Source organism: Pseudoxanthomonas kaohsiungensis (assembly GCF_010211765.1).
Classification (GTDB): Bacteria; Pseudomonadota; Gammaproteobacteria; order Xanthomonadales; family Xanthomonadaceae; genus Pseudoxanthomonas; species Pseudoxanthomonas kaohsiungensis.
Map to the genome: position 1 here is coordinate 26,834 of NZ_PDWO01000021.1, position 12,470 is coordinate 39,303.

General features: G+C 72.9%; 14 protein-coding genes. 6 read left to right on the plus strand and 8 right to left on the minus strand.

Annotation, left to right across the window (positions count from 1 at the left end):
- Positions 1–82: 82 nt before the first annotated feature.
- A complete protein-coding gene (locus CSC66_RS16225; protein ID WP_162378458.1) occupies positions 83–562 on the minus strand; it encodes a hypothetical protein in 480 nt (159 codons plus the stop codon).
- Positions 563–719: 157 nt separating this feature from the next.
- Here CSC66_RS16225 and hemB point away from each other — a divergent pair, with 157 nt between their 5' ends.
- The gene (gene hemB / locus CSC66_RS16230) at positions 720–1,709 is read left to right on the plus strand and encodes a porphobilinogen synthase (protein WP_162378459.1); all 990 of its coding nucleotides are present in this window, start codon (positions 720–722) and stop codon (positions 1,707–1,709) included.
- 6 nt (positions 1,710–1,715) lie between these two features.
- Here the strand turns inward: hemB and CSC66_RS16235 are convergent, their stop codons facing one another.
- Positions 1,716–2,609 carry a TolB family protein gene (locus CSC66_RS16235; protein WP_162378460.1) on the minus strand — a complete coding sequence of 298 codons (894 nt, stop codon included), beginning with the start codon at positions 2,607–2,609 and terminating at the stop codon, positions 1,716–1,718.
- A gap of 48 nt (positions 2,610–2,657) precedes the next feature.
- Between CSC66_RS16235 and aroE the strand changes: the two genes are divergently transcribed.
- The 3 genes from aroE (at position 2,658) to CSC66_RS16250 (ending at position 5,360) form a co-directional block, all read left to right on the plus strand.
- A complete protein-coding gene (gene aroE, locus CSC66_RS16240) occupies positions 2,658–3,506 on the plus strand; it encodes a shikimate dehydrogenase (RefSeq protein ID WP_162378461.1) in 849 nt (282 codons plus the stop codon).
- Between the two features lie 140 nt (positions 3,507–3,646).
- Positions 3,647–4,093 carry an anti-virulence regulator CigR family protein gene (locus CSC66_RS16245; protein WP_162378462.1) on the plus strand — a complete coding sequence of 149 codons (447 nt, stop codon included), beginning with the start codon at positions 3,647–3,649 and terminating at the stop codon, positions 4,091–4,093.
- Between the two features lie 70 nt (positions 4,094–4,163).
- Positions 4,164–5,360, plus strand: a complete 1,197-nt coding sequence (locus CSC66_RS16250) for a P1 family peptidase (protein WP_162378463.1) — start codon at positions 4,164–4,166, stop codon at positions 5,358–5,360.
- Between the two features lie 54 nt (positions 5,361–5,414).
- Here the strand turns inward: CSC66_RS16250 and CSC66_RS16255 are convergent, their stop codons facing one another.
- On the minus strand, positions 5,415–5,888 hold the full coding sequence (locus tag CSC66_RS16255) for a hypothetical protein (RefSeq protein ID WP_162378464.1): 474 nt from the start codon (positions 5,886–5,888) through the stop codon (positions 5,415–5,417).
- A 198-nt stretch (positions 5,889–6,086) separates the two neighbouring features.
- On the opposite strand from CSC66_RS16255, the gene CSC66_RS16260 reads away from it, so the two are divergent.
- Together CSC66_RS16260 and xth are read left to right on the plus strand one after the other, a co-directional pair.
- Positions 6,087–6,677 carry a DUF488 domain-containing protein gene (locus CSC66_RS16260; RefSeq protein ID WP_238394435.1) on the plus strand — a complete coding sequence of 197 codons (591 nt, stop codon included), beginning with the start codon at positions 6,087–6,089 and terminating at the stop codon, positions 6,675–6,677.
- A 71-nt stretch (positions 6,678–6,748) separates the two neighbouring features.
- Complete coding sequence (gene xth, locus CSC66_RS16265) at positions 6,749–7,549, plus strand: exodeoxyribonuclease III (protein WP_162378466.1); 801 nt, start codon at positions 6,749–6,751, stop codon at positions 7,547–7,549.
- A 51-nt stretch (positions 7,550–7,600) separates the two neighbouring features.
- Here xth and CSC66_RS16270 read toward each other — a convergent pair whose 3' ends face one another.
- From CSC66_RS16270 to CSC66_RS16290, 5 genes are read right to left on the minus strand one after another with little or no spacing between them, the layout of a single operon-like run.
- Entirely contained in the window at positions 7,601–7,840 is a 240-nt protein-coding gene (locus tag CSC66_RS16270) for a hypothetical protein (protein ID WP_162378467.1), read from the minus strand.
- A 35-nt stretch (positions 7,841–7,875) separates the two neighbouring features.
- Positions 7,876–9,174 carry a DUF58 domain-containing protein gene (locus tag CSC66_RS16275; RefSeq protein ID WP_162378468.1) on the minus strand — a complete coding sequence of 433 codons (1,299 nt, stop codon included), beginning with the start codon at positions 9,172–9,174 and terminating at the stop codon, positions 7,876–7,878.
- Positions 9,175–9,211: 37 nt separating this feature from the next.
- Positions 9,212–10,207, minus strand: a complete 996-nt coding sequence (locus tag CSC66_RS16280; protein ID WP_162378469.1) for an AAA family ATPase — start codon at positions 10,205–10,207, stop codon at positions 9,212–9,214.
- On the minus strand, positions 10,204–11,361 hold the full coding sequence (locus CSC66_RS16285; protein ID WP_162378470.1) for a DUF4350 domain-containing protein: 1,158 nt from the start codon (positions 11,359–11,361) through the stop codon (positions 10,204–10,206). Before CSC66_RS16285 ends, CSC66_RS16280 begins: the two co-directional genes overlap by 4 nt.
- A complete protein-coding gene (locus CSC66_RS16290; protein WP_162378471.1) occupies positions 11,358–12,302 on the minus strand; it encodes a DUF4129 domain-containing protein in 945 nt (314 codons plus the stop codon). The genes CSC66_RS16285 and CSC66_RS16290 overlap by 4 nt, the downstream gene beginning before the upstream one ends.
- Positions 12,303–12,470 lie beyond the last annotated feature (168 nt).

Below are 12,470 nucleotides of genomic sequence, written 5' to 3' on the forward strand. Positions count from 1 at the left end.
AGCCCATCCTCATGGGCGACCCGAGGGCGCAAGTCGTGGGCATCGCCCGCCCGACGGCGTCGGGTCGCCGATGAATCGGCTCCTACAGGGGTTTGGCCGGGGTGTCCGGTTCGACCGCGGGTGCCGGCATCGGCACCTCCGCGGGCACCGCGCCCGGCGGCACCCAGATCGCCATGCCGACCGCCTTCTTCTGCTGGGTCGGGATGCCGATGCCGACGCCGCCGTAGGAACTGCTGCCCCAGCTGCCGCCGCCCACCGACACGCCGCCGCCGGACGAGCCGGACGCGCCCACGCCCATCAGCACGACGCCGTTGGCTCCGAGCGCGGCGGCTTCGGCCTTCAGCCGCGCCACCGCCGAATCGGTCTGGCCCTGGGTGCCGAAGCCGATCGCGCTGCTGGCTTCGATCTGGGCGATCTCCTGCGAGCCGGCAGGCACGACCGTGTAGATCCGGACCTGCGCGGGATCGATCGCCGGCCGCGCCTGGCCGACCATGACCTTCGACGACCCGGCGCAGCCGGACAACAGGAGTACGGCGGTCAACGCGGCGATGTGCAGGCGCATGGCGATCCCCCGGGGACGATGGCGATGGACCGCATCATCCTCCGCCGCGCGTGAATCGGCCAGCAACCCCGCCGCACCCGGACGCCGCGACCATGAACCGGACAGGCCCGGGCGGGGCGGCGCGTATCATGGACGCCTGTTTTTCCCGGAGCCGCCGATGAGCTTCCCCTACGTCCGCCCGCGGCGCATGCGCCGCGACGACTTCTCCCGCCGCCTGATGCGCGAGCACCTGCTCACCAGCAACGACCTGATCTATCCGGTGTTCGTGCACGAGGAGAAGGGCCGCGCCCCGGTCCCGTCGATGCCGGGCGTGGAGCGGCTCTCGGTCGACGAGCTATTGCGCGTGGGCGAGCAGGCGCTGGAACTGGGCGTGCCGGTGCTGGACCTGTTCGGCGTGCCCGACCCGTCGGCCAAGACCGCCGACGGCCGCATCGCCTGGGACGAGGACGGCATCATCCCGCGCGCGATCCGCGCACTGAAGTCGCGCTTCCCCGAGCTGGGCGTGATGAGCGACCAGGCGCTGGATCCGTACACCACCCACGGCCAGGACGGGCTGATCGACGAATCCGGCTACATCCTCAACGACGCCACCATCGAGGCGCTGGTGAAGCAGTCGCTGGTCCATGCCGCCGCCGGCGTGGACATCCTCTCGCCGTCGGACATGATGGACGGGCGCATCGGCGCGATCCGCGAGGCGCTGGAAGCGGCCGGGTTCGTCAACACCCGGATCATGTCGTACGCCGCCAAGTACGCCTCGGCGTTCTATGGCCCGTTCCGCAGTGCGGTCGGCAGCGCCGGCAACCTGGGCAAGGGCAACAAGTTCACCTACCAGATGGATCCGGCCAATTCCGACGAAGCCCTGCGCGAGGTCGAACTCGACATCGCCGAGGGCGCGGACATGGTCATGGTCAAGCCGGGCCTGCCCTACCTGGACGTGATCCGGCGGGTGAAGGACGCGTTCGGGGTGCCGACCTTCGCCTACCAGGTCAGCGGCGAGTACGCGATGCTCAAGGCCGCCTCGGCCAACGGCTGGCTGGACGAGAAGGCCTGCGCGCTGGAGGCGCTGCTGGCATTCAAGCGCGCCGGCGCCGACGGCGTGCTGACCTACTACGCACTCGACGCGGCGCGCTGGCTGCGCGAAGGCTGAGCCCGCTCAGCCGCCGTGCGTGGCCAGGCAGCCGTCCTGGCCGCGCACGGTCGGCAGCACGATCCGGTAAAGATCGGTCTTGCCGGCCCTGGGCGACCGCGCCGAACCGGTGACGGTCCCCTCGCCCGGTCGCGACGGATCGGCGACCAGCGCGCGGGTGTAGCCGCCTTCGGTATTGAACGAGAGCGTCCAGGGCGTCGCGCCGGCGTACTGGCGGCCGTCGCAGGCCGCCAGGTACACGCGCACGGCCCCGGTTCCCGCGTCGCCACGCGCGAATGCAAGGACGCGGCCGCCATCCAGCCACGCCGCGTCGAACTCGTCATGGCCGCTGTTGACCCCGGGCACCGGGCCCTGCAGGACGAAGCCCCCGCCCGCGCTGCGCGCCAGCTTGAGGTCGTATCCGCCCTGGCCGTGGCCGCCATTGCTGGCGAACAGCAGCCACTGGCCGTCGGCGCTCGGCAGGGGCGAGCCTTCGTCGGCATCGGTGTTGACCGCCGCACCCAGCCACTCGGGCTGGCCGTAGCCGTCCCCGTCCACCGCCACGCGGTACAGGTCACGCCCCCCGGCGCCGCCGGCGCGGTCGGAGACGAAGTACAGCCAGCGGCCGTCGGCGCTGAAGGTGGGCTCGGCTTCCAGCGCCGGGGTGTTGAACGGCAGCGGCTGCGGGTCGAGCCAGCGCTTGTCCTCGCTGCGCGCCTGCCACAGGTCGCCCCCGCCAGGGCCCCCGGCCCGGTCGCTTCCCCAGACCATCCGCTTGCCGTCGGGGGAGACGCTGCCGCGCAGTTCGGCATCGCGGGTGGAGACCGTCCAGATGCCCTCGATGCCGTACTCGGCCAGCTGCGCCAGCGCCGGGCCGCAGAGTAGACTGCAGGCGACGGCGACGCCCAGTGCACGTTTCATGGTGGTCGCTCCCGGCAGGTTCCCCAATCCGCGGATTCATACCACGCCATGTCCACCGCCCGATACGCCGTCTTCGGCCACCCGATCAGCCACTCGCTTTCGCCCCGCATCCATTCCGCCTTCGCCCACCAGCTCGGGATCGCGCTGGAGTACACCGCCATCGACGCGGCGCCGGTGGATTTCGCCACGGCGCTGGAACGCTTCGCCGGCGAGGGCGGCCGCGGCGCGAACGTGACCCTGCCGCTGAAGGAGGCCGCGTTCGCGCTGTGCGCGCGCACCAGCGACCGCGCCCGCCGGGCAGGCGCGGTCAACACCCTGACCCGCAACGACGGCCAGTGGCATGGCGACAACACCGACGGCGCCGGCCTGGTAAGGGACCTGACCAGCCGCCAGGGACTGGACCTGCGCGCGCGCCGCGCGCTGCTGCTGGGCGCCGGCGGCGCGGCGCGCGGCGTCGCCCCCGCCCTGCTCGACGCCGGCATCGCCGAACTGGTCATCGTCAACCGGTCGCCCGAGCGCGCCGACGCGCTCGCCGATGCGCTCGGCGAACCCGAGCGCGCCCACTCGCGCTACTGGCAGGACATGCGCGACCTCGGCGACTTCGAACTGATCGTCAACGCCACCTCGGCCGGGCGCGGCGACGGCAACGGATTCAGCGCACCGTTGTCGCTGGTCAACAGCCGCACCCTGGCGGTGGACGTGAACTACGGCGAGGCGGCGATCGACTTCCTCGCCTGGGCGCGCGCGGCCGGCTGCCACGACGTCGTCGACGGCCTGGGCATGCTGGTCGAGCAGGCCGCGGAGGCCTTCGAGCATTGGCACGGGGTGCGGCCGCAGACCGATGCGGTCTACGCCGCGCTGCGCGAGCGCGATCCGGTACTGGTGACGGCGGACTAGCCGACCGCATCCACAGCTGAACCGCAGCCCAGCGACCTGGCGGTTCTTCGACTCCGTTCACGGCGCCGCGGGGCGGCGGCGGGTATCTAGCGCATACCCGCGGCGTCGAGCGCCGTCCACCACCCGACAGGAACGCGACCATGAAACACGCCATCGTCCTTTCTTCCCTGGTCATGGCCGGCCTGCTGGCACTGCCCGCCTTCGCCGCCCCGCCGGAGGGCAAAGGCCATGGCAAGGGCCATGGCAACGCCAAGCAGGGCCACGAGTACGCCGGCCCCTCGGGCGTGCGCGTCGACGCCGACGTCGGCGGACTGTTGTCGGTGAGCATCGGCAGCGGCGACGCCCGCCGGATCGCCGAACGCCACGGCTACGTCGACTACGCCCCGCTGCCGCCGGGCATCCGCAAGAACCTGGCCCGCGGCAAGCCGCTGCCGCCGGGCATCGCCAAGAAGATGGTGCCGGGGCCCATGCTGCGGGACCTGCCGGTCTACGCCGGCCACGAATGGCGCGTGGCCGGCGACGACCTGATCCTGGTGTCGCTGGGCAGCGGCCTGGTCGTCGAAGTGATGGGCGACATCTTCCGCTGACGGGCGCCCCCGCGCCGGCCGGTGACTTCGTCGGCCGGCGCACCGGAGCCGCAGCGGCTAGCATGGCCCCATGAGAATCCTGCCGACCCGGCTGCTGCTCGCCTGCCTCATCGCCATCAGCCTTCCTGCCGGAGCGCTCGCCGCCGAGGCCCCGCGCCCCCGCGCGCGCGAGGTCGGCATCGCCATCGGTTCCCTGCCCCCGGGGCCGCGCAACGCGATCACCGACGTGGACGGTGTCGGCGTCGGCCACGCGACGCTGGCGCAGGGCACCCGTTTCAATACCGGCGTCACCGCGATCGTCCCGCATCGCGGCAACCTGTTCCACGAACGCGTGCCCGCGGCGGTCGTGGTCGGCAACGGCTTCGGCAAGCTGCTCGGCGTGACCCAGGTCCAGGAGCTGGGCGAGCTGGAGACGCCGATCCTGCTGACCGGGACCCTCGGCGTGTGGAAGGTGGCCGATGCGCTGGCCGCGCACCTGCTCGTGCAACCGGGCATGGAGCAGGTGCGCTCGATCAACCCCGTGGTCGGCGAAACCAACGACGGCTACCTCAGCGACATCCGCGCGCGTCCGCTGGGCACCGCGCAGGTGGAGCAGGCACTGGCGCGGCTGTCCTATGGCGAGGTCGGCGAAGGCGCGGTGGGTGCCGGCGCCGGCACCGTCGCGTTCGGCTGGAAGGGCGGCATCGGCACCAGCTCGCGCCGGCTGCCCCCGGAGCAGGGCGGCCACACCGTGGGCGTGCTCGTGCAGAGCAATTTCGGCGGCCACCTGACCGTGGCCGGCGTGCCGGTGTGGAAGACGCTGCCCGATCCGGCGGAAGTCGCGCACGCAGAGCTGCCGGCACCCTCGGCGGGCGACGGCAGCATCATGATCGTGGTCGCCACCGACGCGCCGCTGGACCCGGCGGCGTTGCGGCGCCTGGCCACGCGGGCGCTGACCGGCCTGGCCCGCACCGGGTCGGACATGTCCAACGGCTCGGGCGACTACGTGATCGCCTTCTCCACCGCCCCGCAGAATCGCCGCCGGGCCGACCTGCGCGTGCAGCCGGCCGCCAGCGTCGCCAACGACGCGATGACGCCGCTGTTCCAGGCCACGGCCGAAGCCACCGAGGAGGCGATCCTCAACTCGCTGCTGCGCGCGCATACCGTGCACGGCCACCGCGGCACCGCGCCCGCGCTGCCGCTGGCGCCGTTGCTGCAGGCGCTGGATGCGGCCGGCGTGCGGGAACTGCCGAGCGGTTGCGCCGCGTCCCGCGGGAAGCGCTGCTGACCTCGCCTGCGATGCCCGATCCGGCCAGGACGAAGTCCTGCCGGGCCGCACACCTCAGAACGCCAGTCGCAAGCCCGCCGGCATCGGCGCCGCCAGCGCGGGCGCCTCCGCCGCGTCGAGCGACTCGAGCCAGTGCAGCACCGAGCGCTGCAGGTCGAGCGCGGCGGCGCACTCGCTCGCCAACCCCTCGATGCCGGCGAAACGCAGATAGGGCAGCAGGTCGGCATAGGCGGCGATCTCGCGACGCTCCAGGCGGCTCCAGTCGGCCAGGGTCGCCGTGCGCGGCAGCGGTTCGGCCGATGATGCGGTCAGGCGCTGGGCCAGGGTCGGGCTGGTCATCTGCAACGCGTGCAGGATGCTCGCGCGCTGCGCACTGGTCTCCACCCCGTGCAGGTCGGCGCGACTGCGCACCCGCTCGGGCAGGGCGCGGTTGTCCGAGATGGACTCCAGCACCCGCAGCCCGTGGTCCTCGACCCGATAGGCATCGGCGAGGCGGATGTTCAAGGTGACGAGCGGCGCGGCGTCCATAAGGCATCGGCGGTGGGGGATGGCGCCACGGTGTCACCCCGGGCGTGAACGCAGCATCCAGACCGGCCACCGCTATCGCGCGGTTCCTGACTGCTTCAGACGCTGAATCCCCCCGGGCTCACCTGGCCTGGATGCGCGCTGCGCTAGCTTCGGCATCCTGGTCCCTCGCCGACGGAACCTCCCGTGAAGCAAGCGCCCGTGGAAGAGCCGGACATCGCCATCAGCGGCGGCGACAGCAGCCCGGGCGGACTACCCGCACTGTGGACGGTCGGCCACTCCACGCGGACGTGGGACGACTTCGTGGCGCTGTTGCGGCACCACCGGATCGAGGCGATCGCCGATGTGCGTCGCTTCCCGGGGTCGCGCCGCCATCCCTGGTTCGCCAGCGACGCCATGGGCGAGGCGTTGCCGCGCACGGGCATCGCCTATCTGTGGCTGCCCGGGCTGGGCGGGCGACGACCGGTCCAGCCCGGCTCGCCCAACGGCGCATGGCGCAACGCCGCCTTCCAGGGGTATGCGGACCACATGGCCAGTGCCGAGTTCGCGCACGCCCTGGAGCGGGCGCTGGCGCTGGCGGCCGGGCGACGCACGGCGTTGCTGTGCGCCGAGGTGCTGTGGTGGCGCTGCCATCGCCGGCTGGTCGCCGACCTGCTGAGCCATCGCGGCCATGAAGTGCTGCATATCATCGACGACGCGCCGCCGCAGCCGCATCCGCTGCATCCGGCGGCGCGACCGGCGGGCGATGGTCTGGTCTATCCCGCGGCGCAGGCGGGCCTGTTCCCGGCCTGACTCCGCGGCATGACGCGCCCTTCGCACCGGTTGCGCTGGCATGGGCCCGGACGGGACGGGCGAGGCGGGCGATGCCGCGACGCAGGACACTCAAGCTGGCCACCTTCAACGTCAACGGGATCGGCACGCGCCTGCCGCACCTGCTGGCGTGGCTGGCGCGCGAGGAACCGGACGTGGTCGCCCTGCAGGAGCTGAAGGCGCCCGACGGATCCTTTCCGGAAGCCGAGCTGGAGCAGGCCGGCTACGGTGCGATCTGGCGCGGCCAGCGCTCGTGGAATGGCGTGGCGCTGCTCGGGCGTGGGGTGATGCCGGTGCAAAGCCGGCGCGACCTGCCCGGCGACCGCGCCGACACCCAGAGCCGCTACATCGAGGCGGCGGTACATGGCGTCATCGTCGCCGCGGTCTACCTCCCCAATGGCAACCCGCAACCGGGGCCCAAGTTCGACTACAAGCTGCGCTGGATGCAGCGCCTGGCCGACCACGCGCGCGGCCTGGTCGGGCAACCCCATCCGGTGGCGATCCTGGGCGATTTCAACGTCATTCCCACCGACGACGACGTCTACGATCCCAAGGCCTGGCGCAAGGACGCGCTGATCCAGCCGCAGGTGCGGGAGGCCTACGCGCGCCTGCTGGCGCAGGGGTGGACCGATGCGCTGCGCCACCTGCATCCGGAACAGGCGCCGTACACGTTCTGGGACTATTTCCGCCAGCACGCGCAACGCGATCGCGGGCTGCGCATCGACCACCTGCTGCTCAATCCCGTGCTGGCCGCCGGCCTCAGGCGCGCCGGCGTGGACCGATGGGTGCGGCTCCAGGAAAAGGCCAGCGACCATGCGCCGGCCTGGGTCGAGGTCTCGCTTCCGCGCGCGTGAACACCCCCGCGGTCCGGGCGAGGCGACTGACGTGAGAAGCGAGGCGGGGTGTCAGCCCGGCGGGCGCCGGTAGAGCGCGGCGTTGATGCAGGCGAACACGCTGACCACGAACCAGCCGAACGGCAGCAGCGACAGGGTCAGCAGCCAGGTCACCACGAACGCGATGCACGCGCCGAGGAACCACAGGATCGCCGACAGCACCCGTCCCTGCAGCAGCTGCCCCAGGCCGGGCACGAAGAAGCTGCACAGCGCCGCGATCACGTTGCCGGCCGAACCCTGTCCCGTCGCCATCGCCTGCTCCCGCATCCTGGATGAGTGCCTACAGGCTACAGCAGTCCGTCGCGCTTGACCGCCAGGTAGCGTTCGACCAGCGCCGCCGGCAGGTCGGCCGGTGCCACGTCCACGGTCATGACCCGGTGCTGGCGCAGCGCGTCGTGCGCGGCCGCGCGCTGGGCCAGGTAATGGGCCACCGCGCCGGCGTCGATCGCATCGTCCAGGGTCGCCACCGGCGCATCGAGCACCGCGTCGAGCACCTGCTCGCGCAGGCTGGCCACGCAGACCAGGTGCCGGCGCTGCAGCAGGCGCACGGCGGCCAGCAGTTCCTCGCTGTCCTCGTCGCGCACGTTGGTCACCAGCATCACCAGCGCGCGGCGCGGATGCTGGCGCGCCAGCCGCGTGGCCAGGGCCAGGTAGTCGGTGGCCACCGGCGCGGGGTCGAGGTCGTAGCTGGCGCGCAGCAGGCCGTCCAGCGCGCCCATGCCGCGCTTGGGCGGCACCCAGCGCTCGGGCCCGCCGCCGGCAAGCAGGCCGACCGCGTCGCCCTGCCGCAGTCCCAGCCAGCCGACCACCAGCGCGGCATTCAACGCGTGGTCGAAGTGCGACAGCCCGCCTTCGCTGGCCAGCATCCGCCGGCCGGTGTCGACGACCAGCAGCAGCTGCTGGTTGCGCTCCTCCTGGTATTCGCGCGACACCAGCTTGCGGGCACGGGCGGTGGCCTTCCAGTCGATCCGGCGCAGGCTGTCGCCGACGCGGTACTCGCGCATCTGCTGGAAGTCGGTGCCCTCGCCGCGACGCCGGCGCAGGTGCGCGCCGACCAGGCGCGAGGCCTGTTCGGCGCTGAACAGGGCCAGCCGCGCCAGCGGCGCGAAGTCCGGATACACGCGCACCTGGCGCGGCGCGCCGGCGATGCGCGACTGCGTCCAGAGCCGCAGCGGCGAGCGCAGGCGCAACTGCGTGCCGGGGAACTCCGCCAGCCCTCGTGCGGCGGCGGTGAGCCGGTAGCGGATCGTCGTGGCGTCGCCGGGCGCCAGGCGCAGCCGCTGCGGCAGGCCCTGCACCGGCCAGCCGACCGGGTGCAGGTCGAACACCTCCAGGTGCTGGCGGCGCGTGGAGGTGAACTGCAGTTCCACGTCGCGGCTGTGGCCGACCGGCAACGCGTCGGGCAGCGCGCGCTCCACCTGCGGCGTCGGTTGCCGGCGCAGGCGCAGGCCATCGAACGCGGCAAGCATCGCCAGCGCGGCGCCGGTCCACCACCACGCCGCCCACGGCGCGCGACCGGCCAGGACCCACGCGCCCACCGCCGCCCAGGCTGCGAGCACGACCAGCAGGGCCGGCGCCGGCCTCACCGGCGATGACCCCGCGGCGAAGGCGCGCGATGGCCGCTCACTGGCGCGGTGCCTCCACGCGCGTCAGCAGTCCATTGAGCACCTCGTCCACCGATTGCCCGTCGATCTGCAGCTCCGGCGCCAGGGTGATGCGGTGGCGCAGCGCCGGCAGGGCAATGGCGCGCACGTCGTCGGGGGTGGCGAAATCGCGGCCACCGAGTACCGCCTGCGCGCGCGCCGCGCGGACCAGGGCGATGCTGCCGCGCGGACCGGCGCCCAGGGCGATGCCGGGCGCCTTGCGCGTGGCCGCGACGATCCGCACCGCGTAGTCGAGCACCGCCGGGTCGACCGCCACCTGCGCGGTGCCTTCCTGCATCGCCCGCACCTGTCCGGCATCGAGCACGCGCCGCACCTGCGACAGGTCGAAATCGCCGCCGCTGCGCCCGCCGGTGGTCGCCTCGACCAGGCGCTTCTCGTCCTCCAGCTTCGGATAGCCGATCAGCACCTTGAGCAGGAAGCGGTCCAGCTGCGCCTCGGGCAGCGGATAGGTGCCCTCCTGCTCGACCGGGTTCTGGGTGGCCAGGGCCATGAACGGCGGCGCCAGCGCGAACGAGCGGCCTTCGATCGTCACCTGCCCTTCCTGCATCACTTCCAGCAGCGCCGACTGGGTCTTGGCCGGCGCGCGGTTGATCTCGTCGGCCAGCAGCAGGTGGGTGAACACCGGGCCGCGGCGGATCTTGAAGCTCTCGGTCTTCGGGTCGTAGACCGCATGGCCGCTGACGTCGCTGGGCATCAGGTCCGGGGTGAACTGCACCCGCGCCCAGTCCAGTTCCAGCGCCTGGCCCAGCGCGCGCACCAGCAGGGTCTTGCCCAGTCCGGGTACGCCCTCGATCAGGACATGGCCGCCGGCCAACAGCGCGACCAGCACCTGGTCCAGCGCCTCGTCCTGGCCGATGAATGCCCTGGCGACCTCGGTGCGGACCTCCTCCACGCGCTCGGCCAGTGCGGTGCCGGTCATGGGCGTGGCGGCCGCGGGGGTGACGGTGTCGTTCATAGCCGGTTCCTCAACTGGATCAGGGTGCGCACGCGCGCACGATAGGTTTGACGGTCCTGCACGCCGTTGCGGCTGAGCGCGTCGCGCACCAGGTAGTGCGGCAACTGCATGCGCTCGGCCAGCGCCTGCACGCGGGCCTCGCCGGCCAGCGCGGCGGTGGCCGGGTCGCGGCGACGCAAGCGCGCCAGGAACGCCTCGCGCACCGCCTCGTACAGCAGCGGCGCCTGGCCCAGGCGATGCAGCAGCGCACCGCTGGCGCGCACGTGTTCGCGCAGCGAACGGCGCGCGCCCGCCGGCGAAGGCAACCAGGGCCCGAAGCGCTGCGCACGACGCCACAACGCACCGGCCAGCAGCAACGCCAGCGGCAGCCACAGCGGCCAGCCATGGCGCGCCAGCCGCCACCACAGCGACGGCAGGTACGTGGCGTGGACCAGGTGCACGGTGCCGCGTCCGTAGTTGGGCGCCAGCAACTGCCGCGCCAACGCCTGGTGGGTGGCCTCGTCCAGCTGCGGGTTCTGCAGGAAATCGAAATCGGCCAGGAGGTCGACCGTGCCGCGGCCGTGGTCGATGCGCACGAAGGCATGGCCGGCCTCGGCGTCGCCCCACGCCAGGCGCGGCCGGACATCGCCCAGCCGCAGCCGCCGCCCTTCGCACAGCTCCACGTGCGGATCGCCGGCCTCCACCTGCAGGTGCACGCATTGCGGCGCGGCCAGGGCTTCCACGCCGAGCCGGTGCAGCAACGGCGGCACGGCGGACGCGGCCGCGGCGTCGTCTTCGTCCCCGTCGCCCGGTCCCGGCGGCGGCGTGCGCACGAGCAGGTGGCCGCCGCGGTCGACCCAGTCCAGCAGTGCATCGACCTCGTCGCCGCGCATCCGCGCCGGGTCGATGTCCAGCAGCACCGTGTCGCCCGGCGCGCCGGCGAACATCCCGGGCTGCAGGCGCTGGCGACTGACCGCGCGCTGGCCGTCGGCCACCAGGCTCTGGCGCAGGGCGTAGAGCGGGTTCCACAGCACTTCGCCGCTGGCCGGTTCCGGTTCCTGCTCCTCGACCCGCTCATGGGTGTGCAGGAACCAGGCCACCGCGGCGACCACCGCGGCCGCGCCCACCAGCGCCAGCACGGTGCCCTGCAGCCATCGCTGCGCCCGCGGCGTCATCGACCCCATCCCCATTGCGCGTGCGAGGCTTCGAGCATCGCCTCGAACTCGGTGTCCTGCGGCAGGCGCCCGGCGTAGGCGGCGTACTGCCACGTGCGCACCACCCGCGCGAACAGCTCGCGCGCCGCATCGGCCGGCAGCCGCCGCGACGCACGCAGGCATTGCGCCTCGGTCGCGCCGGGTGGCAGTTCGATCCCGGCCTCGTTCGCCATCGCCTCGACGCTGCCGCGGTAGAGCAGCGACAGCGCATCGCGATGCCGGCCCTGCTGCCAGAGCCGGCGCGCGGCGCTGGCGATGTCGTCGGGCAGCGCTTCCGGCAGCGGCAGCGGCGCGCGCTGCACCGGCGGTGCGGTGGCGGGTGCGCGGCGTCCGGAGCCCTGCAACCAGGGCAGCCAGCGCGGCGCGGTGACCACCAGAGCCAGCAGCGCGACCGCCGCGAGGACCCACAACCCCCACTCGGCGACCAGCGACAGCAGTGCGGCCAGGCCGGACAGGTCGGGGCCCTCGATCTCCGGCAGGTCGCGCCCGGGCGTGGGCTTGCGCTTCCAGCGCACCACCGTGCGCTCGCCGCCGAACAGCGGATCGTCGTAGGCGCGTTGCGCGGCCTCGCGGAACGATGCGTCCTCGGCCAGGTCCGGGCCGAACACCTGGGCCAGGGTCGCCGGCGCGTCGGCATCGCCCGCCACCTGGGTCGGCGCCGGCGCTCCGACCTGCGCTTGGGCTTGGGCCTGTGCCGGTGCCGGCAGCAACCAGGCGCAAGCCAGCAGCGCCATCAGCAACGGGACGGCGGCTCGTGCATGCAGGCGTTCGCGCAGGCGGCGGAAGGCCAGCTCCACGTCCCAGGCCTCGGTCTCGGTGCGGCGGTTGAGGTACAGGCCGAAGCCGGCGGCGACGTAGAACGGCCCGACCAGCGACATCGCCAGCCAGCCGGCGACATTCATGCCCAGCTCCATCCATGGCGGCGGCCCTGCCAGCACCACCCTGACCTGCCGGGTTTTTTAGGACCACCGGTTAGTTGACGATGGCTCGGTGGGTCGGTTGCTGCTCTTGCTGCTGATCTTCCTTGAACTGCTTGGGTGTCCGGTAGCCAAGGCTGGAGTGCGGCCTGT

What these genes read in the sequence shown, in the direction of transcription:
- CSC66_RS16225 (WP_162378458.1), bottom strand. Translation starts at nt 562, where the DNA reads ATGCGCCTGCACATCGCCGCGTTGACCGCCGTACTCCTGTTGTCCGGC.
- hemB (WP_162378459.1), top strand. Translation starts at nt 720, where the DNA reads ATGAGCTTCCCCTACGTCCGCCCGCGGCGCATGCGCCGCGACGACTTC.
- CSC66_RS16235 (WP_162378460.1), bottom strand. Translation starts at nt 2,609, where the DNA reads ATGAAACGTGCACTGGGCGTCGCCGTCGCCTGCAGTCTACTCTGCGGC.
- aroE (WP_162378461.1), top strand. Translation starts at nt 2,658, where the DNA reads ATGTCCACCGCCCGATACGCCGTCTTCGGCCACCCGATCAGCCACTCG.
- CSC66_RS16245 (WP_162378462.1), top strand. Translation starts at nt 3,647, where the DNA reads ATGAAACACGCCATCGTCCTTTCTTCCCTGGTCATGGCCGGCCTGCTG.
- CSC66_RS16250 (WP_162378463.1), top strand. Translation starts at nt 4,164, where the DNA reads ATGAGAATCCTGCCGACCCGGCTGCTGCTCGCCTGCCTCATCGCCATC.
- CSC66_RS16255 (WP_162378464.1), bottom strand. Translation starts at nt 5,888, where the DNA reads ATGGACGCCGCGCCGCTCGTCACCTTGAACATCCGCCTCGCCGATGCC.
- xth (WP_162378466.1), top strand. Translation starts at nt 6,749, where the DNA reads ATGCCGCGACGCAGGACACTCAAGCTGGCCACCTTCAACGTCAACGGG.
- CSC66_RS16270 (WP_162378467.1), bottom strand. Translation starts at nt 7,840, where the DNA reads ATGGCGACGGGACAGGGTTCGGCCGGCAACGTGATCGCGGCGCTGTGC.
- CSC66_RS16280 (WP_162378469.1), bottom strand. Translation starts at nt 10,207, where the DNA reads ATGAACGACACCGTCACCCCCGCGGCCGCCACGCCCATGACCGGCACC.
- CSC66_RS16285 (WP_162378470.1), bottom strand. Translation starts at nt 11,361, where the DNA reads ATGACGCCGCGGGCGCAGCGATGGCTGCAGGGCACCGTGCTGGCGCTG.
- CSC66_RS16290 (WP_162378471.1), bottom strand. Translation starts at nt 12,302, where the DNA reads ATGAATGTCGCCGGCTGGCTGGCGATGTCGCTGGTCGGGCCGTTCTAC.